Origin of the sequence: Atlantibacter sp. (assembly GCF_032062175.1) — a bacterium.
Taxonomy (GTDB): domain Bacteria; phylum Pseudomonadota; class Gammaproteobacteria; order Enterobacterales; family Enterobacteriaceae; genus Atlantibacter.
The window spans coordinates 1-25,167 of record NZ_DAMBQK010000020.1 but is presented as its reverse complement, the minus strand read 5'-3'; the positions used below and the strand labels follow the sequence as shown (position 1 = coordinate 25,167).

The following is a 25,167-nucleotide window of genomic DNA, read 5'->3' as shown; positions in this document are numbered from 1 at the left end:
GCACCGAGAGCCACCCAGCGTAGTAACCCGTCGTTTTAAAACAGGAAGTTGATGTTTTTGCATGACGCAGAGTTATAGAAAGTCACGCTGTCTGACCCGCCTGCAGACCCGGAGGAAGGAATAATAAGAACAGCATGTGGGCGCTATTCATGATAAAAAACGCGAAAAAACAAAGACCTGTTAACTTGGATCTGCGAACGATCCGGTTTCCTGTTACCGCAATTGCTTCCATCCTCCATCGCGTATCCGGCGTGATCACATTTGTGGCTGTCGGCATTCTGCTCTGGTTGCTGGGGGTCTCGCTCTCCTCTCCTGAAGGTTTCCAGACGGCATCAGCCATCATGGATAGCTTTTTTGTTAAATTCATTATGTGGGGCATTCTCACCGCGCTGGCGTATCACGTCGTCGGCGGCGTTCGCCACATGCTGATGGATGTCGGCTACCTGGAAGAGACTTTCGAGACCGGGAAGCGTACCGCAAACCTTTCTTTCATCATTACTGTCGTGCTTTCACTTCTCGCAGGAGTTCTCGTATGGTAAGCAACGCCTCCGCATTAGGACGCAATGGCGTACATGACTTCATTCTGGTTCGTGCGACTGCCATCGTCCTGACGCTGTACATCATCTACATGGTTGGCTTCTTCGCTGTGACCGGCGACCTGACCTGGGCGATCTGGACCGGCTTCTTCTCTTCCGCTTTCACCAAAGTGTTCACCCTGCTGGCGCTGTTTTCCGTATTGATCCATGCCTGGATTGGCATGTGGCAGGTGTTGACCGACTACGTTAAACCTCTGGCGCTGCGTATGCTGCTGCAATTAGCGATTGTGATCGCACTGTTGGTTTACGTCATTTATGGATTCGTTGTGGTGTGGGGTGTCTAATGAATTTGCCAGTCAGAGAGTTTGATGCGGTTGTGATTGGTGCCGGTGGCGCAGGTATGCGCGCGGCGCTGCAAATTTCCCAGAGCGGCCAGACCTGTGCGCTGCTCTCTAAAGTATTCCCGACCCGTTCCCACACAGTATCCGCTCAGGGCGGCATTACCGTTGCACTCGGTAATACCCATGAAGATAACTGGGAATGGCACATGTACGATACCGTCAAGGGTTCCGACTATATCGGCGACCAGGACGCGATCGAATATATGTGTAAGACCGGCCCGGAAGCGATTCTCGAGCTGGAGCATATGGGCCTACCGTTCTCCCGTCTGGACGATGGCCGTATCTATCAACGTCCGTTTGGCGGCCAGTCGAAAAACTTCGGCGGCGAGCAGGCGGCACGTACCGCAGCGGCGGCTGACCGTACCGGCCATGCGCTGTTGCACACCCTGTATCAACAGAACCTGAAAAACCACACCACTATTTTCTCCGAATGGTATGCGCTGGATCTGGTGAAAAACCAGGATGGCGCGGTGGTGGGTTGCACCGCACTGTGCATCGAAACCGGTGAAGTGGTTTACTTCAAAGCCCGCGCGACCGTGCTGGCGACCGGCGGAGCAGGCCGCATTTACCAGTCCACCACTAACGCCCATATCAACACCGGCGACGGCGTCGGCATGGCGCTGCGCGCAGGCGTGCCGGTGCAGGACATGGAAATGTGGCAATTCCACCCGACCGGTATCGCGGGCGCGGGGGTTCTGGTGACGGAAGGCTGCCGTGGTGAAGGCGGCTACCTGTTGAACAAACACGGCGAACGCTTTATGGAGCGTTATGCGCCGAACGCCAAAGACCTGGCGGGCCGTGACGTGGTGGCGCGTTCCATCATGATCGAAATCCGTGAAGGTCGCGGCTGTGACGGTCCGTGGGGCCCGCACGCCAAACTGAAACTCGACCACCTGGGTAAAGAGGTTCTGGAATCCCGCCTGCCGGGCATCCTCGAACTGTCGCGCACCTTCGCGCACGTTGACCCGGTCAAAGAGCCGATCCCGGTTATCCCGACCTGCCATTACATGATGGGCGGTATTCCGACCAAAGTAACCGGCCAGGCGCTGACCGTGAACGCGCAGGGCGAAGACGTGGTGATTCCGGGCCTGTTTGCGGTAGGCGAAATCGCCTGCGTATCGGTGCACGGCGCCAACCGTCTGGGCGGCAACTCGCTGCTTGACCTGGTGGTATTTGGCCGCGCGGCGGGCCTGCATTTGCAGGAATCCATCGCCGAACAGGGCGCACTGCGTGATGCCAGCGACTCTGACATCGACGCGTCCCTGGCCCGTCTCAACCGCTGGAACAACAACCGCAGCGGCGAAGACCCGGTGGTTATCCGTAAAGCGCTTCAGGAATGCATGCAGCATAACTTCTCGGTATTCCGCGAAGGCGATGCCATGGCGAAAGGCCTGGAGCAACTGAAAGCGATCCGCGAACGTCTGCAAAACGCCCGTCTGGACGACACCTCCAGCGAATTCAATACCCAGCGCGTTGAGTGCCTGGAGCTGGATAACCTGATGGAAACCGCGTATGCGACGGCGGTATCTGCGAATTTCCGCACCGAGAGCCGTGGCGCACACAGCCGTTTCGACTATCCGGAACGTGATGATGCGAACTGGTTGTGCCACAGCTTGTACTTGCCAGAGACGGAATCCATGACGCGCCGTAGCGTTAATATGGAGCCGAAACTGCGTCCGGCGTTCCCGCCGAAAGTGCGTTCCTACTAATCGCGGAGACAGGCAGATGAAACTTGAATTTTCTATTTATCGCTACAACCCGGATGTAGACGACGCGCCGCATATGCAGGATTACACCCTGGAAGGGGAAGAAGGGCGCGACATGATGCTGCTGGATGCGCTTATCCAGCTGAAAGAAAAAGATCCGACTCTCGCGTTCCGCCGCTCCTGCCGTGAAGGGGTGTGTGGTTCCGATGGCCTGAACATGAACGGCAAAAATGGTCTGGCGTGCATCACGCCGATCTCCGCCCTGGGCAACGGAAAACAGAAGATTGTGATCCGTCCCCTGCCGGGCTTGCCGGTGGTGCGTGATTTGGTGGTAGACATGGGGCAATTCTATACTCAATATGAGAAGATTAAGCCTTACTTGTTGAATAATGGACAAAATCCACCCGCTCGCGAACATTTGCAGATGCCGGATCAGCGCGAAAAACTGGATGGACTCTATGAGTGTATTCTGTGCGCCTGCTGCTCGACATCCTGCCCATCGTTCTGGTGGAACCCGGATAAGTTTATCGGCCCGGCAGGTCTGCTTGCTGCGTATCGCTTCCTGATTGACAGCCGTGATACTGAAACCGATAACCGTCTGGATAATTTGAGCGATGCTTTCAGCGTATTCCGCTGCCACAGCATTATGAATTGCGTCAGTGTCTGCCCTAAAGGGCTGAACCCGACCAAGGCGATTGGTCATATCAAGACCATGCTGTTGCAACGCAGCGCATAACAAAACGCGCCCGGTAAGCGGTGTTTACCGGGCAAAATGGGCGGTTAGCGCTATGCTTTCCGCCAGTGCAGGAAACCTTTAAAAACTGCCGCGTTGACAGTTTTTAAAGGTTCCTTACCGGGCCACTAAGAGCCCAAAAAGTGAACCCTGGTACTACGTACAAACCCAGTACGTTGTAGTTATCCATGGCGAAATAAGCATAAGATGCTTAAGGGATCACGATGCAGAACGGCGCAATGAAAGCCTGGCTGGACTCTTCTTATCTCTCTGGTGCGAACCAGAGCTGGATAGAACAGCTCTATGAAGACTTCTTAACCGATCCTGATTCAGTGGACGCCCACTGGCGCTCCATGTTCCAGCAGTTGCCTGGCACCGGGGCTAAACCGGATCAATTCCATTCCAAAACACGTGATTATTTCCGCCGCCTGGCGAAGGATGCCTCACGTTACACCTCCTCAGCCGTCGACCCTGACGCCGGCGTGAAACAGGTCAAAGTCCTGCAACTGATTAACGCCTGGCGTTTCAGAGGCCACCAGCACGCCAACCTCGATCCGCTGGGATTGTGGCAGCAAGAGCGTGTTGCGGACCTGGATCTTGCCTTCCACAATCTGAGCGAAGCGGATTTGCAGGAAACCTTTAACGTCGGCTCGTTTGCTGGCGGCAAAGACACCATGAAACTCGCCGATTTGATCGACGCCCTGAAACAGACTTACGGCGGCTCGATCGGTGCAGAGTACATGCATATTACCTCCACCGAAGAGAAGCGTTGGATCCAGCAGCGCATCGAATCTGTGATCGGCCACGCCAGCTTTAAAGCGGAAGAGAAGAAACGCTTCCTGAATGAGCTGACCGCAGCCGAAGGCCTTGAGCGTTATCTGGGCGCGAAATTCCCTGGCGCGAAACGCTTCTCGCTGGAAGGCGGCGACGCGCTGATCCCGATGCTTAAAGAGATGATTCGCCACGCGGGCAACAGCGGCACGCGTGAAGTGGTGCTGGGTATGGCGCACCGCGGTCGTCTTAACGTGCTGGTTAACGTGCTGGGTAAAAAACCGCAGGATCTGTTTGACGAGTTCGCGGGCAAACATAAAGAACACCTCGGCACCGGCGACGTGAAATACCACATGGGCTTCTCGTCAGATATCGAAACCGAAGGCGGCCTGGTTCACCTGGCGCTGGCGTTTAACCCGTCGCACCTGGAAATCGTCAGCCCGGTGGTGATCGGATCGGTGCGCGCCCGTCTGGATCGCCTTGACGAGCCGAGCAGCAATAAAGTCCTGCCGATCACCATTCACGGCGACGCCGCAGTAACCGGCCAGGGCGTGGTGCAGGAAACCCTGAACATGTCCAAAGCGCGGGGTTACGAAGTGGGCGGTACCGTTCGCATCGTGATCAACAACCAGGTGGGCTTTACCACCTCTAACCCGCTGGACGCGCGTTCCACCCCGTATTGCACCGACATCGGCAAGATGGTTCAGGCACCGATTTTCCACGTTAACGCGGATGACCCGGAAGCGGTGGCTTTCGTGACCCGTCTGGCGCTGGATTTCCGTAACACCTTCAAGCGCGATGTGTTCATCGACCTGGTGTGCTACCGCCGTCACGGCCATAACGAAGCCGACGAGCCGAGCGCAACCCAGCCGCTGATGTACCAGAAAATCAAAAAACACCCGACGCCGCGTAAAATCTACGCTGACAAGCTGGAGCAGGAAAACGTTGCGACGCTGGAAGACGCGACCGAGATGGTTAACCTTTACCGCGATGCGCTGGATGCCGGCGAGTGCGTGGTGAAAGAGTGGCGTCCGATGAACATGCATTCATTCACCTGGTCGCCGTACCTCAACCACGACTGGGACGAAGCGTACCCGAACAAAGTCGACATGAAGCGCCTGCAAGAGCTGGCAAAACGCATCAGCACCGTGCCCGACACGATTGAAATGCAATCCCGCGTCGCCAAAATCTACGGCGACCGCCAACTGATGGCTAACGGCGAAAAACCGTTCGACTGGGGCGGGGCGGAAACGCTGGCGTATGCGACTCTGGTTGATGAAGGCATTCCGATTCGTCTGTCAGGCGAAGACTCAGGTCGCGGCACCTTCTTCCACCGTCACGCGGTGATCCACAACCAGACCAACGGCTCGACCTGGACGCCGCTGTCGCACGTGCATAACGGCCAGGGTCCGTTCCGCGTCTGGGACTCCGTGCTCTCTGAAGAAGCGGTGCTGGCGTTTGAATACGGTTACGCCACCGCAGAACCGCGCACCCTGACCATCTGGGAAGCGCAGTTCGGTGACTTCGCCAACGGCGCGCAAGTGGTTATTGACCAGTTCATTTCGTCTGGCGAGCAGAAATGGGGCCGTATGTGCGGTCTGGTGATGCTGCTGCCGCACGGTTACGAAGGCCAGGGCCCAGAGCACTCCTCCGCGCGTCTGGAACGTTATCTGCAACTGTGCGCTGAGCAGAACATGCAGGTGTGCGTACCGTCCACCCCGGCGCAGGTTTACCACATGCTGCGCCGCCAGGCGTTGCGCGGTATGCGCCGTCCGCTGGTGGTGATGTCGCCGAAATCCCTGCTGCGCCACCCGCTGGCCGTCTCGACGCTTGACGAACTGGCGAACGGCGCGTTCCTGCCGGCAATGGGTGAAATTGACGAGCTGGACCCGAAAGCAGTGAAACGCGTGGTGCTCTGTTCAGGTAAAGTCTATTACGACTTACTGGAACAGCGCCGTAAGAACGATCAGAAAGATGTCGCCATTGTGCGTATCGAACAGCTTTATCCTTTCCCGGTCCAGGCCGTACAGGAAGTCTTAAAGCCATACGCGCATGTACATGATTTTGTCTGGTGTCAGGAAGAGCCATTAAACCAGGGCGCCTGGTATTGCAGCCAGCACCATTTCCGCGAAGTGATTCCGTTTGGTTCTGCACTGCGTTACGCAGGCCGCCCGGCCTCCGCCTCTCCGGCGGTAGGATATATGTCCGTTCACCAGAAGCAGCAGCAAGATCTGGTCAATGACGCGCTGAACGTCGATTAATTAAAGGATAAATAATGAGTAGCGTAGATATTCTTGTCCCTGACCTGCCTGAATCCGTTGCCGATGCAACTGTCGCCACCTGGCATAAAAAACCGGGTGATGCGGTAACCCGCGACGAGGTTCTGGTAGAAATCGAAACTGACAAAGTGGTTCTGGAAGTTCCGGCATCGGCGGACGGCATTCTGGACGCAGTACTGGAAGAAGAGGGCACCACCGTGACCTCTCGCCAGATCCTGGGTCGCCTGCGTGAAGGTAACAGCGCAGGTAAAGAAAGCGGCGCGAAAGCAGAAGCGAAGGAATCGACTCCGGCCCAGCGTCAGCAGGCCTCACTCGAAGAACAAAACAACGATGCCCTCAGCCCGGCGATCCGTCGCCTGCTGGCGGAGCACTCGCTGGAAGCCAGCGACATCAAAGGCACCGGCGTCGGCGGCCGTCTGACCCGTGAAGACGTAGAAAAACACCTGGCGAAAGCCGGTAAAGCCGATGCGCAGAAAGCGCCAGAGCCCACTGCCAGCGCACAGCCGCAGCCGCAGTTGGCTGGCCGCTCTGAAAAACGCGTGCCGATGACCCGTCTGCGTAAGCGTGTGGCCGAGCGTCTGCTGGAAGCGAAAAACTCCACCGCCATGCTCACCACGTTTAACGAAGTGAACATGAAGCCGATTATGGATCTGCGTAAGCAGTACGGCGACGCGTTCGAAAAACGTCACGGCATCCGTCTGGGCTTTATGTCCTTCTACGTGAAAGCTGTGGTTGAAGCGCTGAAACGCTACCCGGAAGTGAACGCCTCTATCGATGGCGAAGACGTGGTGTATCACAACTACTTCGATGTCAGCATGGCGGTTTCCACGCCGCGCGGCCTGGTGGCCCCGGTGCTGCGTGACGTTGACGCGCTGGGCATGGCAGACATCGAAAAACGCATCAAAGAACTGGCTGTGAAAGGGCGCGACGGCAAACTGACCGTGGAAGACCTGACCGGCGGTAACTTCACCATCACCAACGGTGGTGTGTTCGGCTCCCTGATGTCTACGCCGATCATCAACCCGCCGCAGAGCGCGATCCTCGGTATGCACGCCATTAAAGATCGCCCGATGGCAGTAGACGGCAAAGTTGAGATCCTGCCGATGATGTACCTGGCGCTCTCTTACGATCACCGCCTGATCGATGGCCGCGAATCCGTAGGCTTCCTGGTGGCGATTAAAGAGTTGCTGGAAGATCCGACCCGTCTGCTGTTGGACGTGTAGAGCCAATGCATAAGGCCCGCTGGCGTTGCTGGCGGGCTGATAAACATCACCTGCCCTGTGGTTGAGCGTAGATTCAACGACAGGTTTACCTGAAGGATGGATAGAACACATGAACTTACACGAATATCAGGCGAAACAACTGTTTGCCAGATCTGGCTTGCCGGCACCGGTGGGTTACGCCTGTAATACCCCGCGTGAAGCAGAAGAGGCAGCGTCCAAAATCGGCGCAGGCCCGTGGGTCGTCAAATGCCAGGTTCACGCTGGCGGCCGCGGTAAAGCGGGCGGTGTGAAAGTGGTTAACAGCAAAGAAGAAATTCGCGCATTTGCTGAGCAGTGGCTGGGCAAACGCCTGGTGACCTACCAAACAGACGCTAACGGCCAGCCGGTTAACCAGATCCTGGTTGAAGCCGCGACCGATATCGATAAAGAGCTGTACCTGGGCGCGGTTGTTGACCGCAGCACCCGTCGCGTGGTGTTTATGGCCTCCACCGAAGGCGGCGTAGAAATCGAAACCGTGGCGGAGAAAACCCCTCACCTGATCCACAAAATGCCTCTCGATCCGCTGACCGGCCCGATGCCGTATCAGGGACGCGAACTGGCGTTCAAACTGGGTCTGGAAGGGAAACAAATTCAGCAGTTCACCAAGATCTTTATGGGTCTGGCGAATATTTTCCTTGAGCGCGACCTGGCGCTGATTGAAATCAACCCGCTGGTGATCACGAAGCAGGGCGATCTGGTGTGCCTCGATGGCAAACTGGGCGCTGACGGCAACGCGTTGTTCCGCCAGCCGGATCTGCGTGAAATGCGCGACCACAGTCAGGAAGATGCCCGCGAAGCGCACGCTGCGCAGTGGGAACTGAACTACGTGGCGCTGGACGGCAACATCGGCTGCATGGTTAACGGCGCAGGCCTGGCGATGGGCACCATGGACATCGTTAAGCTGCACGGCGGCGAACCGGCTAACTTCCTCGACGTGGGCGGCGGTGCGACCAAAGAGCGCGTTACCGAAGCGTTCAAAATCATTCTGTCCGATGAGAAAGTGAAAGCCGTTCTGGTGAACATTTTCGGCGGTATCGTGCGTTGCGATCTGATTGCCGACGGTATTATCGGCGCAGTAGAAGAAGTGGGCGTTAACGTGCCGGTAGTGGTTCGTCTGGAAGGGAACAACGCGGAGTTGGGCGCACAGCGTCTGGCTGACAGCGGCCTGAATATTATTGCAGCGAAAAGTCTGACGGATGCAGCTCAGCAGGTTGTTGCCGCAGTGGAGGGGAAATAATGTCTGTTTTAATCGATAAAAACACCAAGGTAATCTGCCAGGGCTTTACCGGCAGCCAGGGGACCTTCCACTCCGAGCAGGCGATTGCTTACGGCACCCAGATGGTTGGCGGCGTGACGCCAGGCAAAGGCGGCACCACCCACCTCGGCCTGCCGGTGTTTAACACCGTGCGTGAAGCGGTAGAAGCCACTGGCGCGACCGCCTCTGTTATCTACGTTCCGGCACCGTTCTGCAAAGACTCCATCCTGGAAGCTATCGATGCGGGCATTAAGCTTATCATCACTATCACCGAAGGCATCCCGACCCTGGATATGCTGACCGTGAAAGTGAAGCTGGACGAAGCAGGTGTGCGTATGATCGGGCCGAACTGCCCGGGCGTAATCACCCCAGGAGAATGCAAAATCGGCATCATGCCGGGCCACATTCATAAGCCGGGCAAAGTGGGCATTGTGTCCCGCTCTGGCACCCTGACCTATGAAGCGGTTAAACAGACCACCGATTACGGCTTCGGCCAGTCCACCTGCGTGGGCATCGGCGGCGACCCGATCCCGGGCTCTAACTTCATCGACATCCTGAAACTGTTCCAGGAAGATCCGCAGACCGAAGCGATCGTGATGATCGGCGAAATCGGCGGCAGCGCTGAAGAAGAAGCGGCGGCGTACATCAAAGATCACGTGACCAAACCGGTTGTCGGCTATATCGCTGGCGTGACCGCGCCGAAAGGCAAACGTATGGGCCACGCGGGCGCGATTATCGCGGGCGGTAAAGGTACGGCGGATGAGAAATTCGCTGCGCTGGAAGCGGCAGGCGTGAAAACCGTTCGCAGCCTGGCTGATATCGGTGAAGCGCTGAAATCAGTTCTGTAAAATACCGTGCCCCTCGTTACGGCGGGGGCCGGAATAATAAATAAAATATTCGACATGGTTGGCCACCCTGGGGTGGCCTTTTTTAATGCTGGCGCCGGGCGACCAGGGTGAATTTATAATCGTCGCTCTTAAAGATATTCCGGCTGTATTCAAACACTCTGCCGTCTTTCAAAAAGCCGCGTGACACTTTCTCAAGCGTCGGGCGCGCCGGGTCAATACTCAACGCTTTTGCCACGTCCTGAGTCGGTATCACCGCCAGAATTTCCTGCTCGCTGCGGTCGATCACCATCTTCTTTACCGCTTCAATATAATGATATTTGGATTTTTCCATCACTTCCCAGGTGAGATCCGGGAACAGCGCCAGCGGCATCCAGGTCTCCTCCAGCGTTACCGGCTTTTGCTTAATAAAACGCAGCCGCTTAACGTGCCAAACCTTATCGGTTTCGGTGAGATTCAACTGCCCGGCGAGGTGCGGCTCTGGATTAATCACTTCGAACGTTAATACTTCGCTGTGGGTTTCCACGTTCCGGTCGGCCAGTTTCTCGTAAAAGCTGGTGAGCTGGTAAATGTCGTAATGGACACGTTCCTCTTTTACATAGGTGCCGCTGCCCTGGATACTCTCAATCACATTCTGTTCGGTAAGCTGTTTCAGCGCCTGGCGCACCGTAACGCGGCTGACGCCAAACTGCGCCTGCAATGCCGATTCGGTGGGCAGCGCATCGCCGGGGTTTAACTGCCCTTGTTCAATCTGTTGCCCAATCGCATCCGCAATCTGGCGATACATCGGCTTCTGCGCCATCTCCAACTCCCGATTAATACCATTCCCACACGATTTAACGATTCTGGCAGATCGCGAGCAATAGTAAACAATACAAATATAATACAAATTATCCTTAAATTGAAATTGATCACATAAAGGTATTATCCGATCTGTCAGGATAGTTACCCGCGGCACCTGACGCCGCGAGTCACTCTGAGCGAGGCACGTATGGACCTGACCGCGTTAACCCATCCTGGCTGCATTTTTCTGCGCCAAACTTTTTCCGATCGCGATCAGGCGTTACGGAAGCTGGCAGAGAGCCTGATGCAGCAGGGAAAATTGCAGGATGTGGATCTGTTTTTGACTGATGTGATGGCGCGTGAGGCGCAGGGCCCAACGGCATTAGGCGAAGGGCTGGCGGTACCGCACGGCAAATCGTCGGCAGTCACGGCTGCCAGTTTTGCGCTGGCGACCCTCGCAGAGCCGCTTGCCTGGCAAGGCGTGGATGGCGATGAGCAGGTGAACCTGATTATTCTGCTGGCGATCCCGCCCCAGGAAGCGGGCACCACGCATATGCAACTGCTGACCGGGCTTACCTCCCGGCTGGTGGATGACGATGTCCGCGAGCAACTGCTAGCGGCAACGCGCCCGGAACAGGTATTCGCACTGCTGAATGCGCAGCCGGAAGATGAACCTGTCGCACCGCAACCGGATCAGCAGAAGCCAACCCTCGTCTGCGTTACTGCCTGCCCGGCGGGCATCGCCCATACCTTTATGGCGGCGGAATACCTGGAAAAAGCCGGACGCCAGTTGGGCATCAACGTACATGTCGAAACCCAGGGGGCAAACGGCATCGAAGGGCGGCTGACGGCGCAACAGCTGCGTGATGCCCACGCGTGTATCTTTGCCGCAGAAGTGGCGGTGAAAGAAGCCGAACGCTTTGCGCATCTGCCGTGTTTATCCGTGCCGGTTGCTGAGCCGATCCGCCGCGCGCCGGAACTGCTCCAGCAGGCGCTGGCCCTTGAGCCGCTGGCAGTGAAGCAACGCCCCGTATCTTCACAGTCTGCCGCGCGCGGCGTTAAAGCAGAGCTTAAGCAGGCGCTGCTGAGCGGCATTTCCTACGCCGTGCCGTTGATTGTGGCAGGGGGAACGGTGCTGGCGGTGGCCGTGCTGCTGGCGCAGATCCTCGGTCTTCAGCACCTGTTTGATTTAGAGAACTCGTGGCTGTGGATGTACCGCAAGCTGGGCGGCGGCATGCTCGGCACGCTGATGGTCCCGGTGCTGGCAGCCTATACCGCGTATTCCCTGGCGGATAAGCCGGCGTTAGCGCCCGGCTTTGCGGCCGGGCTCGCCGCCAACATGATCGGCGCAGGTTTCCTCGGCGGCGTGGCGGGCGGCCTGATCGCCGGTTATCTGATGCGCTGGGTCAAACGCCATATCCGTCTGTCCAGCCAGTTCAACGGCTTCCTGACTTTTTATCTCTACCCGGTGATCGGCACGTTAGTGGCGGGCAGCCTGATGCTGTTTGTGATTGGCGGGCCGGTAGCCTGGCTTAATAACGGATTGACCCAGTGGCTGAACGGCCTTTCTGGCACCAACGCGCTGCTGCTCGGGGCGATTATCGGTTTTATGTGCTCATTCGATTTGGGCGGCCCGGTGAACAAAGCCTCTTACGCGTTCTGCCTGGGGGCAATGGCTAACGGTGTGTTTGGCCCGTACGCCATTTTCGCGTCGGTAAAAATGGTATCGGCGTTCACAGTCACCGCCTCGACGCTGATTGCGCCGCGTCTGTTTAAACAGTTTGAAATCGAAACCGGGAAATCCACCTGGCTGCTGGGGCTGGCGGGCATCACTGAGGGGGCGATCCCGATGGCGATTGAAGATCCGCTGCGGGTTATTGGTTCCTTCGTGCTGGGGTCGATGGCGACCGGTGCCATTGTGGGGGCAATGCATGTCGGCCTGTCGACCCCTGGCGCGGGGATCTTCTCCCTGTTTTTACTGCACGACGGTGGATTTGGCGGCGTGATTGCGGCGGCGGGCTGGTTCGGCGCGGCGCTGGTCGGCACGGCGATTTCCACCACGATTTTACTGCTCTGGCGTCGTCATGCGGTAAAGCATGGCAAGTATGACGTCTGCGCTGAGACTGAATAAAAGGAAACCACGATGAAAGCGGTATCGCGCGTTCACATTACGCCTCATATGCATTGGGATCGGGAGTGGTATTTCACCACCGAAGAGTCCCGGATATTGCTGGTCAACAATATGGAGGAGATCCTCGCCCGGCTGGAGCAGGACCCGGACTATCCGTTCTACGTGCTCGACGGCCAGACGGCAATCCTCGAAGATTATTTCGCAGTTAAACCGGAGAACCGCCAGCGGGTTAAAGCGCTGGTCGAGGCGGGAAAACTGATTATCGGCCCGTGGTATACCCAGACCGACACCACTATCGTGGCGGGTGAATCGATTGTCCGTAACCTGATGTACGGCCTGCGCGACTGCCGGGAATTCGGCGAGCCAATGATGATTGGTTACCTGCCGGACTCTTTTGGCATGTCGGGCCAGCTTCCGCACATTTTCAATGGGTTTGGTATTACCCGCGCTATGTTCTGGCGCGGCTGTTCGGAGCGCCACGGCAGCGATAAAACCGAGTTTTTGTGGCAGAGCGAAGAGGGTAGCGAAGTGGTGGCCCAGGTGCTGCCGCTCGGTTACGCGATTGGCAAATATCTGCCTGATGACGAAGCGGGGCTGCGCAAACGGCTCGACAGCTATTTTGACGTGCTGGAAAAGGCGTCATTCACTAAAGAAATCCTGTTGCCTAACGGCCACGATCAAATGCCATTGCAGCAAAATATTTTCAGCGTAATGGCGAAACTGCGCGAGATTTACCCGCAACGCGAGTTTGTGATGAGCCGTTTTGAAACGGTGTTTGAGCGGATTGAGCAGCATCGCGACAATCTCGATACGCTCAGGGGCGAGTTTATCGACGGCAAATATATGCGCGTCCACCGCACCATCGGCTCAACCCGTATGGACATCAAAATTGCCCATGCGCGTATCGAGAACAAAATCGTCAACCTGCTGGAACCGCTGAAAGCTATCGCCTGGAGTCTGGGATTTGATTATCACCACGGCCTGCTGGAAAAAATGTGGAAAGAGATTTTAAAAAATCACGCCCACGACAGCATCGGCTGCTGCTGTAGCGACAAAGTGCACCGGGAAATCATGGCGCGTTTTGAACTGGCTGAAGACATGGCGGACAACCTGCTGCGCTTTACCCAGCGCAAAATCGTCGATGCCATGCCGCAAGGGGAGGGCGATAAGCTGGCGTTGTTTAACCTGATGCCCTGGCCGCGCCAGGAAGTGATTAATACCACGCTGCGGATCCGCGCTGCTCAGTTCTCCTTACGAGACAGCGCGGGCAACCCCGTGGACTATTTTATTCGCGCGGCGCGGGAAATCGACCCGGGGCTGGTGGACCGGCAAATCGTCCATTACGGCAACTATGAGCCGTTTATGGAGTACGACATCCAGCTATGCCAGGTATTGCCCGCGATGGGCTTTTTGACGCTGGAGATCATTGCAGAAAAAGGACAACAGAAATTGTTGCCGGCACGTACAGATGCCTTACTGGAAAACGGCTTCTGGCGCATTGATATCAATCCTGACGGTTCCCTGAAGATGCTCGACAAGCAAACCGGGCTGATTTACGACCGGGTGTTAACGCTGGAGGACGGTTCCGACGACGGCGATGAATATGATTATTCACCGGCGCGTGAGGAGTGGGTGATTAACTCAACCGAAGGGGAACATCAGGTCGAGGTCATTCATGAAGCCTGGCAAAGCACAGCGGTGTTACGGTTAGCCATGGCGGTGCCGCAAAATCTGGCACAGCGGGCGCGCCGTGAAGCGTCCGGGCGCGTGGAGGCGGAATGCCGCATCACCCTGGCGCACCATCAGCGTCGAGTGGATGTGGAAATAGTCATTGATAATCAGGCCGACGACCATCGCCTGCGGGTGCTGATCCCGACGCCGTTTCACTGCGACAGTGTGCTATGCGACACCCAGTTTGGCGCTATCCAACGACCGGTTAAGGATAGCGCGATGGAAACCTGGCAGCAGGAAGGCTGGAAGGAAGCGCCGGTGCCGGTATGGAATTTCCTGAACTACTGCGCCCTGGCGTCGCAACGGCAGGGCATGGCGCTGTTTAGCGAAGGGCTGCGGGAAGTGGAGATCATCGGCGAGCGGCAAAAGACCTTCGCGCTGACGCTGTTCCGCGCCGTCGGGCTGCTGGGCAAAGAGGATTTACTGCTGCGTCCAGGCCGCCCGTCTGGCATCAAGCTGCCGGTGCCTGACTCACAAATGCGCGGCAAGTTGCATTGCCGCTTTAGTCTGTTCAGCTATAGCGGAACGGCGGCAGGGGCGGGCGTCGCGCAGCAGGCCCGTGCCTGGCTAACCCCGGTGCAGTGTTACAACAAAATTCCGTGGAACGCGATGAAGCTTAACAGTGTGCCGTTCAACACGCCGTCGGATTACTCGCTAATGACGATGTCGCCGGTTGAATGTCAGTTGAGCGTGCTGAAAAAAGCGGAAGATGACGAGGCGCTGATCGTGCGTGTTTACAACCCGTCCCACGATGAGACCTGCGAAGGGCAACTCGCGTTTGCGTCCCCTGTTGTGCAATGGCAGGAAACGGCGATGAACGAGGTGGTATATTCGGGCGTGCACTCTCAACCCGCGACAACGGGCCTGTTAAAACCTGGCCAGTCCCGGACATTTAAAATAACGTTAAAATCACATTTCTAAAAAAAACGACGCCTGACGTTAAATTTATCGGGCGTCGCTTTTTATATATAAAAGAAATTTGTTAATTAAATGATAATAAGGTGAATTCATTGTTATAAACAATCCATAAAAACGGCGTTTAAATAAAATTTCGTGATGTATTTAACACTCTTTCCTTTTTTCGCTATTTATTTTTACCCGATCGCTCCAGCCAATAATCCAGTCCTGAAATTATCACCGCTGATTAACGCGTTCCGCCTCGATGGCACAAATAATTAACAATATGATCACCATGGTCTCTCAGGTGAAACATAATTAACATCAATGTCATAAATTGAGAGAGATCAATACTTAACGGCTAGTCATTCCGCGAGTTTTTTGTAAATTTGCGCCAAATCAATCTGGCGCTTCTACCTCATTTTCGCTATAAATTGATCACCGTCGAAAAATGCAAATAACACTATGCAAAAACCTGTTTATTGTAAGGGAATTGCGGCGTAATATATTTGCGGGATCAATTTGTATTTCTTATTAACGTATTTGCAACCTTACTCGCTTCTCTGTCACATTGTGACGGGGAAATGGTGATGTTATGGAAGCAATATTTGTATTGGGGCATGCGTTTGGGGACCGATAACGGCATCCGCGTTCAACGTCTTCATGCAAAGAGCAAGGAGTCAAGATGTTAGATATAGTCGAACTGTCGCGCTTACAGTTTGCCTTGACCGCTATGTATCACTTTCTGTTTGTGCCGCTGACGCTGGGTATGGCGTTCCTGCTGGCTATCATGGAAACGGTCTATGTGCTTTCCGGCAAACAAATTTATAAAGATATGACCAAATTCTGGGGCAAGTTGTTTGCAATCAACTTCGCTCTGGGTGTCGCTACCGGTTTGACCATGGAGTTCCAGTTCGGGACTAACTGGTCTTATTATTCTCATTACGTGGGCGACATTTTTGGCGCGCCGCTGGCTATCGAAGGCCTGATGGCGTTCTTCCTCGAATCTACGTTTGTTGGTTTGTTCTTCTTCGGCTGGGATCGTTTAAGCAAAGTGCAGCACATGGCGGTGACCTGGCTGGTGGCGCTTGGCTCTAACCTCTCTGCGCTGTGGATTCTGGTCGCGAACGGTTGGATGCAAAACCCCATCGCTTCCGATTTCAACTTCGAAACCATGCGTATGGAGATGGTCAGCTTCTCCGAACTGGTGCTGAACCCGGTTGCCCAGGTGAAATTTGTTCACACCGTGGCTTCGGGTTATGTTGCCGGCGCGATGTTCGTGCTGGGCATCAGCGCCTGGTATCTGCTTAAAGGCCGCGATACCGCTTTCGCTAAACGCTCCTTTGCGATTGCCGCCAGCTTCGGTATGGCTGCGGTGCTGTCTGTTATCGTACTGGGTGACGAATCCGGTTATGAAATGGGCGACGTGCAGAAAACCAAACTGGCTGCCATTGAAGCAGAGTGGGAAACCCAACCTGCACCGGCTTCCTTTACCCTGTTCGGTATTCCGGATCAGGATAAACAGGAAAACCACTTCGCCATCCAGATCCCGTATGCGCTGGGCATCATCGCTACGCGCTCTGTGGATACCCCGGTTATCGGCCTGAAAGATCTGCTGGTTCAGCATGAAGAACGTATCCGTAACGGGATGAAAGCGTATCAACTGCTGGAAGAGCTGCGTGCCGGTTCTGCCGATCAGGGCGTTCGCGACCAGTTCAACGCAGTGAAGAAAGATCTTGGCTACGGCTTACTGCTGAAGCGCTATACCGCGAACGTAACCGATGCGACCGAAGAGCAAATCCAGCTGGCGACCCAGGATTCTATCCCGCGCGTTGCACCGCTGTATTTCGCGTTCCGTATCATGGTGGCGTGCGGCATTCTGCTGCTGGGCATCATCGCGGCGGCGTTCTGGACCGTTATTCGCAACCGTATCGGCGAGAAAAAATGGGTGCTTAAGGCGGCGCTGTATGGCCTGCCGCTGCCGTGGATCGCGATCGAATCCGGTTGGTTTGTGGCGGAGTATGGCCGTCAACCCTGGGCGGTAGGTGAAGTGCTGCCGACAGCGGTCGCCAACTCTACCCTGACCGCGGGCGATATCATCTTCTCAATGGTGCTGATTTGCGGCCTGTATACCCTGTTCCTGGTGGCGGAACTGTATCTGATGTTCAAATATGCGCGCCTTGGCCCAAGCAGCCTGAAAACTGGTCGCTATCACTTTGAGCAATCAACTGTGGGTTCTCAACGCCAATACGAAGAGTCTGTTGTTGACTCTCAACCGGCACGCTAAGACAGGAGACGTCAAATGATCGATTATGAAGTATTGCGTTTTGTCTGGTGGCTGCTGGTTGGCGTCCTGCTGATTGGCTTCGCCGTGACAGACGGTTTTGATATGGGGGTTGGCATGCTGACCCGCTTCCTGGGTCGTAACGACACCGAACGTCGTATTATGATCAACTCCATCGCTCCGCACTGGGACGGTAACCAGGTATGGCTCATCACCGCAGGTGGCGCGCTGTTCGCCGCGTGGCCGATGGTGTACGCTGCCGCGTTCTCCGGCTTTTATGTGGCGATGATTCTGGTACTGGCGTCTTTGTTCTTCCGTCCGGTCGGTTTTGACTACCGCTCCAAGATTGAAGACACCCGCTGGCGCAACATGTGGGACTGGGGCATCTTCATTGGTAGCTTCGTTCCGCCGCTGGTGATTGGCGTGGCCTTCGGTAACCTGCTGCAGGGTGTGCCGTTCACCGTGGATGAGTACCTGCGTTTGACCTACCACGGCAACTTCTTCCAACTGCTGAACCCGTTTGGCCTGCTGGCAGGCGTGGTGAGCGTGTCGATGATCATCGCTCAGGGCGCAACCTATCTGCAAATGCGTACCGTGGGTGAAATCCATCTGCGTAGCCGCGCAACGGCGCAGGTTGCTGCGCTGGTGATGATGGTGTGCTTCGCGTTGGCTGGCGTATGGGTTGTGTTCGGTATCGACGGTTACGTTGTGACGTCGACCCTGGATCATCATGCCTATTCCAACCCGCTGACCAAAGAAGTTGTGCGTGAAGCCGGTGCCTGGCTGGTGAACTTCAACAACGCGCCGATTCTGTGGGTGATTCCGCTGCTGGGTGTGCTGCTGCCGCTGCTGACCGTACTGATGTCCCGTGCGGAGAAGGGCGCGCTGGCGTTTGTGTTCTCTTCTTTGACGCTGGCCTGTGTGATCCTGACTGCGGGTATCGCGATGTTCCCGTTCGTGATGCCGTCCAGCGAAATGCTGAACGCCAGCCTGACCATGTGGGATGCGACCTCCAGCCAGTTGACGCTGACCGTGATGACCTATGTGGCTATCGTGTTTGTACCGATTATTCTTCTCTACACCAGCTGGTGTTACTGGAAGATGTTTGGCCGCATCACGAAAGAGCACATCGAATCCAACTCAACCTCTCTGTACTAGTAAGGAGCTGATTATGTGGTACTTTGCATGGATTCTCGGCACGCTTCTTGCCTGTGCGTTTGGTGTGATTACCGCACTGGCGCTGGAGCATGTCGAAGCCGCTAAGCTCGGTAAAGAAGAACACTGATGAGTAAAATTATCGCGCAGCTGTATGCGGTAATGGATAAGGGCCCGCTACGGGCCCTTTCCTTAGTGATGGCATTAGTGCTGGCGGGATGTATGTTTTGGGACCCGTCACGTTTCGCGGCTAAAACCAGTGACTTGACCGTCTGGCACGGGCTGCTGCTGATGTGGGCAGTGTGCGCCGGGATGATCCACGGCGTCGGTTTCCGTCCGCGTGCCGTCCACTGGCAAGCGCTGTTTTGCCCGCTGCTCGCTGATATTGTGCTCATTGCCGGTCTGGCGTTTTTCTTCCTCTGAACACGATTTCACCGTTATGAATTATGGGCTTTCACAAGCCCATAAATTTTTACTTACCCTTTACCTCTACCCATTCCAAACCCCCTTCCTCTTGCGTATAGTAGCAACGTTTATTTGCATTACCGGGATGTAGAGTGAGCACAACGCTGTTTCGATGGCCGGTTCGTGTCTATTACGAAGACACCGACGCCGGTGGTGTGGTTTATCACGCCAGTTACGTCGCTTTTTATGAAAGAGCACGCACAGAGATGCTGCGCCACCACCACTTTAGTCAGCAAGAACTAATGGCGGAGCGTGTGGCCTTCGTGGTACGCAAGATGACGCTGGAGTATTTTGCGCCTGCCCGACTCGACGATATGCTCGAAATTCACACTGAAATTACGTCGATGCGTGGAACATCCCTGGTTTTCACGCAACGGATCGTCAATGCAGAACAACAAACCCTCAATGAAGCTGAGGTGCTGATCGTCTGTGTTGATCCACTCTTAATGAAGCCTCGTGCGCTTCCCAAGTCTATTGTCGCGGAGTTCAAGCAGTGACTGACATGAATATCCTTGATTTGTTCCTGAAGGCGAGCCTTCTGGTCAAATTTATCATGTTGATTTTGATTGGTTTTTCCATTGCATCCTGGGCCATCATTATTCAGCGAACGCGTATCCTCAATGCCGCAACGCGTGAAGCGGAAGCGTTTGAAGATAAATTCTGGTCTGGCATCGAGCTGTCCCGTCTCTATCAGGAAAGCCAGGGACGCCGCGAAAATCTGGCGGGTTCCGAGCAGATTTTCTATGCCGGGTTTAAAGAGTTCGCCCGTTTGCATCGCGCTAACAGCCATGCGCCGGAAGCCATTGTCGAAGGGGCATCACGCGCGATGCGTATTTCGATGAACCGCGAACTGGAAACCCTGGAAACCCATATTCCTTTCCTCGGCACGGTCGGTTCTATCAGCCCGTATATCGGTCTGTTCGGCACCGTATGGGGGATTATGCATGCCTTCATCGCGCTGGGCGCGGTGAAACAGGCCACGTTGCAGATGGTTGCGCCAGGTATCGCGGAAGCGTTGATCGCCACCGCGATTGGTCTGTTTGCCGCGATCCCAGCCGTTATGGCATACAACCGCCTTAATCAGCGTGTTAACAAACTGGAACTGAACTACGACAACTTTATGGAAGAGTTCACGGCGATCCTGCACCGTCAGGCATTCGCAAACCCAGAGAGCACCAAGGGGTAAGCCATGGCCAGAACTCGTGGACGGGGTCGTCGCGAACTGAAGTCCGAGATCAATATCGTTCCGCTACTGGACGTGCTGTTAGTGCTGTTGCTGATTTTTATGGCCACAGCGCCAATCATCACTCAGAGCGTGGAAGTCGATTTGCCGGATGCGATGGATTCACAAACCGTCAGCACCAATGACGATCCGCCGGTCATTATCGAAGTGTCCGGGGTAGGGCAGTACAGCGTGGTGGTTGAAAAAGATCGTTTAGATCAGTTGCCTTCCGAGCAGGTGATTGCCGAAGCGCAACGCCGTCTGCAGGCGAATCCGAAAACGGTCTTCCTTATCGGGGGGGCGAAAGAGGTCCCTTATGATGAAATCATCAAAGCGCTGAACCTGTTGCATCAGGCGGGTGTTAAGTCTGTGGGCTTAATGACGCAGCCTATCTGAAAATCCGCTTAACAGGCGAAAAGTTTTTGGGAACCGAGAGTGTCAAAGGCAACCGAACAGAACGACAAGCTGAGACGGGCGATAATCATTTCAGTGGTGCTGCATATCATCCTGATTGCGATACTGATTTGGAGCTCGTTTGACGAAAATATTGACGCCAGCGCAGGCGGTGGCGGCGGCTCGGCAATTGATGCCGTTATGGTCGATCCGGGTGCCGTGGTAAATCAGTACAATCGCGAGCAGGAGCAGCGCGCCAGCGCGAAGCAGGCCGCCGAACAGCGTGAAAAGCAAGCCCAACAGCAGGCTGAAGAATTACGTGAAAAGCAGGCGGCTGAACAGCAGCGGTTGAAGGAACTGGAAAAAGAGCGTTTGCAGGCGCAGGAAAACGCCCGCGAGCAGGCTGAACAGCAGAAACAGGCTGAAGAAGCGGCGAAACGCGCCCAGGAACAGCAGAAGCAGGCCGAAGCCGCCGCAGCGAAAGCGGCAGCCGATGCCAAAGCGCAGGCGGACGCCCAGGCTAAAGCCGCCGCAGATGCTGCGAAGAAAGCGCAGGAGGATGCAGCGAAAGCTGCCGCCGCCGCGAAGAAACAAGCGGAAGCCGAAGCAGCGAAAGCCGCAGCTGATGCGAAGAAGAAAGCGGAGGCCGAAGCCGCAAAAGCCGCCGCCGACGCGGAGAAAAAAGCGCAAGCGGCAGCCGCGAAAGCCGCCGCTGACGCCGAGAAGAAAGCGCAAGCCGAAGCCGCGAAACAAGCTGCCGCAGAGAAAGCGGCGGCTGAAAAGGCTGCCGCTGAAAAAGCCGCAGCGGCCAAAGCGGCGGCGGACAAGAAAGCAGCGTCTGAAAAAGCCTCTGCCGAGAAAAAAGCGGCAGCAGCCAAGGCCGCAGCAGAAAAAGCCGCTGCGGCGAAAGCGGCAGCGTCTGACGTTGACGACCTGTTCGGCGATTTAAGCTCGGGTAAGAATGCGCCGAAAACCGGGGGCGGAGCCAAAGGAAATACCGCATCTGCCGCCGGTAAAGGAAATAATAAAGCTAATGGCGCGTCTGGCGCTGATATCAGCAATTATGCAGGGCAAATAAAGTCTGCGATCGAAAGTAAGTTTTATAACGATCCTTCTTTCGCCGGTAAAGTCTGTACTTTACGGATAAAACTGGCTCCTGATGGCTTACTGCTTGATATCAAATCAGAAGGTGGGGATGCGGCGCTATGTCAGGCTGCTGTTGCAGCGGCAAGGCTGGCGAAAATTCCGAAACCACCGAGCCAGGATGTTTATGAAGTGTTTAAAAATGCTCCGCTGGACTTTAAACCTTAGTACTATTATCCCCGTGAAAACGGGGATATGTTCACTAAGCTAAGTATCAGTGTTTGAGCCGTCTTGTGTTTTTGGGTTTGTTAACATTCTGCTAAATTATCGTGGACGTTGCGTCCAGGTAAGGGAGAAATGATGAAGCAGGCATTACGAGTAGCATTTGGTTTTCTGATGCTGTGGGCAGCGGTGCTGCATGCAGAAGTGCGCATTGAAATTACCCAGGGGGTAGATTCCGCGCGTCCGATTGGTGTTGCTCCTTTTAAATGGGCAGGCCCAGGCGCAGCGCCAGAAGACATCGGCGGCATTGTCGCGGCCGACCTTCGCAACAGCGGTAAATTTAACCCGTTAGATCGTTCACGTCTGCCGCAGCAGCCGGGTTCCGCACAGGAAGTTCAACCTGCTGCATGGACTGCGCTGGGTATTGATGCCGTCGTGGTAGGGCAGGTCACTCCGAACGGTGACGGCAGCTACACAGTGGCTTATCAACTGGTAGATACCTCGGGTGCGCCAGGTACCGTTCTGGCTCAGAACTCTTACAAAGTGAACAAGCAGTGGCTGCGCTATGCAGGCCACACGGCGAGTGACGAAGTGTTCGAAAAGCTGACCGGCATTAAGGGCGCGTTCCGTACCCGTATCGCCTACGTTGTACAGACTAACGGCGGTCAGTTCCCGTATGAACTGCGCGTGTCTGACTACGACGGTTACAACCAGTTCGTAGTTCACCGTTCACCGCAGCCGCTGATGTCGCCAGCATGGTCGCCGGACGGCTCTAAAGTGGCTTACGTAACTTTCGAAAGCGGTCGTTCCGCGCTGGTTATCCAGACGCTGGCCAACGGCGCTGTGCGTCAGGTTGCGTCGTTCCCACGCCACAACGGTGCGCCAGCTTTCTCGCCGGACGGTTCTAAACTGGCGTTCGCGCTGTCTAAAACGGGTAGCCTGAACCTGTATGTGATGGACATCGGTTCCGGCCAGATCCGTCAGGTCACCGACGGCCGCAGCAACAACACTGAACCGACCTGGTTCCCGGATAGCCAAACTCTGGCCTATACCTCTGACCAGGCAGGCCGTCCGCAAGTGTATAAAGTTAACGTTAACGGCGGCGCGCCGCAGCGCGTAACCTGGGAAGGTTCTCAGAACCAGGACGCTGACGTGAGCGCAGACGGTAAATTTATGGTGATGGTGAGCTCCAACGGTGGCGCTCAGCACATTGCTAAACAGGATCTGGTAACGGGTGGCGTACAAACACTGTCGTCAACGTTCCTGGATGAAACGCCAAGTCTGGCACCTAACGGCACGATGGTAATCTACAGCTCTTCTCAGGGGATGGGATCTGTGCTGAATTTGGTTTCAACAGATGGGCGTTTCAAAGCGCGTCTTCCGGCTACTGATGGACAGGTCAAATTCCCTGCCTGGTCGCCGTATCTGTAATAATAATTAATTGATTACTAAAGGAATCATTGAAATGCAACTGAACAAAGTGCTGAAAGGGCTGATGATCGCTCTGCCTGTAATGGCAATCGCAGCGTGTTCTTCTAACAAGAACGCAAGCAACGATGGCAGCGAAGGCGGCATGCTGAACGGCGCCGGCACTGGTATGGACGCTAACGGCAGCGGCAATATGTCTTCTGAAGAGCAAGCGCGCCTGCAAATGCAGCAGCTGCAGCAGAACAACATCGTTTACTTCGATCTGGATAAGTACGACATCCGTTCTGACTTCGCTGCAATGCTGGATGCTCACGCTAACTTCCTGCGTAGCAACCCGTCTTACAAAGTCACCGTAGAAGGTCATGCGGACGAACGTGGTACTCCTGAGTACAACATCTCCCTGGGTGAACGTCGTGCTAACGCCGTTAAGATGTACCTGCAGGGTAAAGGCGTTTCTGCTGATCAGATCTCCATCGTTTCTTACGGTAAAGAAAAACCTGCAGTACTGGGTCACGACGAAGCGGCTTACGCTAAAAACCGTCGTGCCGTACTGGTTTACTAAGAGAATCGCATGAGCAGTAACTTCAGACGTCATCTGATGAGTCTGTCGTTACTGGTTGGCATAGCGGCCCCCTGGGCCGCTTTTGCTCAGGCGCCAATCAGTAGTGTCGGCTCAGGCTCGGTTGAAGACCGGGTCACGCAACTTGAGCGTATTTCTAACGCTCACAGTCAGCTTTTAACGCAACTGCAGCAGCAACTCTCCGATAACCAGAATGATATTGACTCCCTGCGCGGTCAGATTCAGGAAAGCCAGTATCAGTTGAATCAGGTTGTGGAGCGCCAGAAGCAGCTGTTATTGCAAATCGATAGCCTCAGTAACGGCGGCGCTGCTGCGCAGTCCGGCGATACCAGCGCGCAGAACAATACTGCCGCGCCTTCAGGCGATGGCGCAGCAAACGCGCCAGCCGCCAGCACAGGCGCGCCAGTACAGAGCGGTGACGCGAATACCGACTACAATGCGGCCATCGCACTGGTGCAGGATAAATCGCGCCAGGATGACGCGATTGCGGCATTCCAGAACTTTGTGAAGAAGTACCCGGATTCAACCTACCAGCCGAACGCGAACTATTGGCTGGGGCAGTTGAATTACAATAAGGGTAAGAAAGACGACGCGGCGTATTATTTTGCCTCGGTTGTGAAAAATTACCCGAAATCGCCGAAAGCCTCTGACGCCATGTTCAAAGTGGGTCTGATCATGCAGGACAAAGGCGACAGCGCGAAAGCCAAAGCGGTGTATCAGCAGGTCGTCAGTAAGTATCCCAACACTGATGGCGCGAAACAGGCGCAGAAACGCTTAAGTGCAATGCAATAGTTCAGGGTTCGACCAGAATGCGGTTTTTCTGGTCTCACCGTGTGAAACTTAAGCAGTTAAGTGATCTATATCGAAATTTTTGTTGCGCCTGATTCTGAAATCAGTAATATATGCCGCCGTTGCCGAGGGATATGAAACAAACCCGAGGTGGCAAAAAGTGGGTCGTTAGCTCAGTTGGTAGAGCAGTTGACTTTTAATCAATTGGTCGCAGGT

General features: G+C 55.3%; 22 protein-coding genes. 21 read left to right on the top strand and 1 reads right to left on the bottom strand.

What is annotated here, in order from left to right; translation table 11 throughout:
- Positions 1-134: 134 nt before the first annotated feature.
- The 8 genes from sdhC (at position 135) to sucD (ending at position 9,791) form a co-directional block, all read left to right on the top strand.
- The gene (sdhC, locus tag RT120_RS16380) at positions 135-539 is read left to right on the top strand and encodes a succinate dehydrogenase cytochrome b556 subunit (RefSeq protein ID WP_312984247.1); all 405 of its coding nucleotides are present in this window, start codon (positions 135-137) and stop codon (positions 537-539) included.
- Positions 533-880: a succinate dehydrogenase membrane anchor subunit gene (sdhD, locus tag RT120_RS16375; RefSeq protein WP_312984245.1), complete on the top strand. Its 348-nt coding sequence runs from the start codon at positions 533-535 to the stop codon at positions 878-880. Before sdhC ends, sdhD begins: the two co-directional genes overlap by 7 nt.
- Positions 880-2,646, top strand: coding sequence for a succinate dehydrogenase flavoprotein subunit (gene sdhA / locus RT120_RS16370; RefSeq protein WP_312984243.1), 1,767 nt, complete (start codon positions 880-882; stop codon positions 2,644-2,646). The genes sdhD and sdhA overlap by 1 nt, the downstream gene beginning before the upstream one ends.
- 16 nt (positions 2,647-2,662) lie before the next feature.
- Positions 2,663-3,379, top strand: a complete 717-nt coding sequence (locus RT120_RS16365) for a succinate dehydrogenase iron-sulfur subunit (protein ID WP_312984242.1) — start codon at positions 2,663-2,665, stop codon at positions 3,377-3,379.
- A 221-nt stretch (positions 3,380-3,600) separates the two neighbouring features.
- Positions 3,601-6,408 carry a 2-oxoglutarate dehydrogenase E1 component gene (sucA, locus tag RT120_RS16360; RefSeq protein WP_312984241.1) on the top strand — a complete coding sequence of 936 codons (2,808 nt, stop codon included), beginning with the start codon at positions 3,601-3,603 and terminating at the stop codon, positions 6,406-6,408.
- A gap of 14 nt (positions 6,409-6,422) precedes the next feature.
- A complete protein-coding gene (gene odhB / locus RT120_RS16355) occupies positions 6,423-7,649 on the top strand; it encodes a 2-oxoglutarate dehydrogenase complex dihydrolipoyllysine-residue succinyltransferase (protein ID WP_312984239.1) in 1,227 nt (408 codons plus the stop codon).
- A gap of 109 nt (positions 7,650-7,758) precedes the next feature.
- The gene (gene sucC / locus RT120_RS16350; protein WP_125294508.1) at positions 7,759-8,925 is read left to right on the top strand and encodes an ADP-forming succinate--CoA ligase subunit beta; all 1,167 of its coding nucleotides are present in this window, start codon (positions 7,759-7,761) and stop codon (positions 8,923-8,925) included.
- On the top strand, positions 8,925-9,791 hold the full coding sequence (gene sucD / locus RT120_RS16345) for a succinate--CoA ligase subunit alpha (RefSeq protein WP_312984237.1): 867 nt from the start codon (positions 8,925-8,927) through the stop codon (positions 9,789-9,791). The genes sucC and sucD overlap by 1 nt, the downstream gene beginning before the upstream one ends.
- An 82-nt stretch (positions 9,792-9,873) precedes the next feature.
- Here sucD and RT120_RS16340 read toward each other — a convergent pair whose 3' ends face one another.
- Positions 9,874-10,590 carry a GntR family transcriptional regulator gene (locus RT120_RS16340; protein WP_312984236.1) on the bottom strand — a complete coding sequence of 239 codons (717 nt, stop codon included), beginning with the start codon at positions 10,588-10,590 and terminating at the stop codon, positions 9,874-9,876.
- Positions 10,591-10,779: 189 nt separating this feature from the next.
- Here RT120_RS16340 and mngA point away from each other — a divergent pair, with 189 nt between their 5' ends.
- The 13 genes from mngA to cpoB all read left to right on the top strand — a co-directional run bounded on the left by mngA (position 10,780) and on the right by cpoB (position 24,954).
- Positions 10,780-12,702 (top strand): PTS 2-O-a-mannosyl-D-glycerate transporter subunit IIABC, encoded by a 1,923-nt coding sequence (gene mngA / locus RT120_RS16335; RefSeq protein WP_312984235.1) that lies wholly within the window; start codon positions 10,780-10,782, stop codon positions 12,700-12,702.
- A gap of 12 nt (positions 12,703-12,714) precedes the next feature.
- Positions 12,715-15,354 carry a mannosylglycerate hydrolase gene (gene mngB, locus RT120_RS16330; RefSeq protein ID WP_312984234.1) on the top strand — a complete coding sequence of 880 codons (2,640 nt, stop codon included), beginning with the start codon at positions 12,715-12,717 and terminating at the stop codon, positions 15,352-15,354.
- Between the two features lie 661 nt (positions 15,355-16,015).
- Positions 16,016-17,617 carry a cytochrome ubiquinol oxidase subunit I gene (gene cydA, locus RT120_RS16325; RefSeq protein ID WP_312984232.1) on the top strand — a complete coding sequence of 534 codons (1,602 nt, stop codon included), beginning with the start codon at positions 16,016-16,018 and terminating at the stop codon, positions 17,615-17,617.
- Between the two features lie 15 nt (positions 17,618-17,632).
- The gene (cydB, locus tag RT120_RS16320; protein WP_312984230.1) at positions 17,633-18,772 is read left to right on the top strand and encodes a cytochrome d ubiquinol oxidase subunit II; all 1,140 of its coding nucleotides are present in this window, start codon (positions 17,633-17,635) and stop codon (positions 18,770-18,772) included.
- Between the two features lie 13 nt (positions 18,773-18,785).
- Positions 18,786-18,899: a cytochrome bd-I oxidase subunit CydX gene (gene cydX, locus RT120_RS16315; RefSeq protein WP_064718024.1), complete on the top strand. Its 114-nt coding sequence runs from the start codon at positions 18,786-18,788 to the stop codon at positions 18,897-18,899.
- The gene (gene ybgE, locus RT120_RS16310; protein WP_312984229.1) at positions 18,899-19,192 is read left to right on the top strand and encodes a cyd operon protein YbgE; all 294 of its coding nucleotides are present in this window, start codon (positions 18,899-18,901) and stop codon (positions 19,190-19,192) included. The genes cydX and ybgE overlap by 1 nt, the downstream gene beginning before the upstream one ends.
- Positions 19,193-19,326: 134 nt before the next feature.
- A complete protein-coding gene (gene ybgC, locus RT120_RS16305; protein WP_312984227.1) occupies positions 19,327-19,731 on the top strand; it encodes a tol-pal system-associated acyl-CoA thioesterase in 405 nt (134 codons plus the stop codon).
- Entirely contained in the window at positions 19,728-20,420 is a 693-nt protein-coding gene (gene tolQ, locus RT120_RS16300; RefSeq protein ID WP_144129014.1) for a Tol-Pal system protein TolQ, read from the top strand. The genes ybgC and tolQ overlap by 4 nt, the downstream gene beginning before the upstream one ends.
- Positions 20,421-20,423: 3 nt before the next feature.
- Positions 20,424-20,852: a colicin uptake protein TolR gene (gene tolR / locus RT120_RS16295; protein ID WP_312984226.1), complete on the top strand. Its 429-nt coding sequence runs from the start codon at positions 20,424-20,426 to the stop codon at positions 20,850-20,852.
- Positions 20,853-20,891: 39 nt separating this feature from the next.
- Positions 20,892-22,160 (top strand): cell envelope integrity protein TolA, encoded by a 1,269-nt coding sequence (gene tolA / locus RT120_RS16290; protein WP_312984224.1) that lies wholly within the window; start codon positions 20,892-20,894, stop codon positions 22,158-22,160.
- Between the two features lie 132 nt (positions 22,161-22,292).
- Entirely contained in the window at positions 22,293-23,585 is a 1,293-nt protein-coding gene (gene tolB / locus RT120_RS16285; protein ID WP_312984223.1) for a Tol-Pal system beta propeller repeat protein TolB, read from the top strand.
- A gap of 34 nt (positions 23,586-23,619) precedes the next feature.
- A complete protein-coding gene (gene pal, locus RT120_RS16280) occupies positions 23,620-24,144 on the top strand; it encodes a peptidoglycan-associated lipoprotein Pal (RefSeq protein WP_161659777.1) in 525 nt (174 codons plus the stop codon).
- Between the two features lie 9 nt (positions 24,145-24,153).
- Positions 24,154-24,954 (top strand): cell division protein CpoB, encoded by an 801-nt coding sequence (gene cpoB / locus RT120_RS16275; RefSeq protein ID WP_312984221.1) that lies wholly within the window; start codon positions 24,154-24,156, stop codon positions 24,952-24,954.
- The last annotated feature ends 213 nt before the right edge of the window (positions 24,955-25,167 follow it).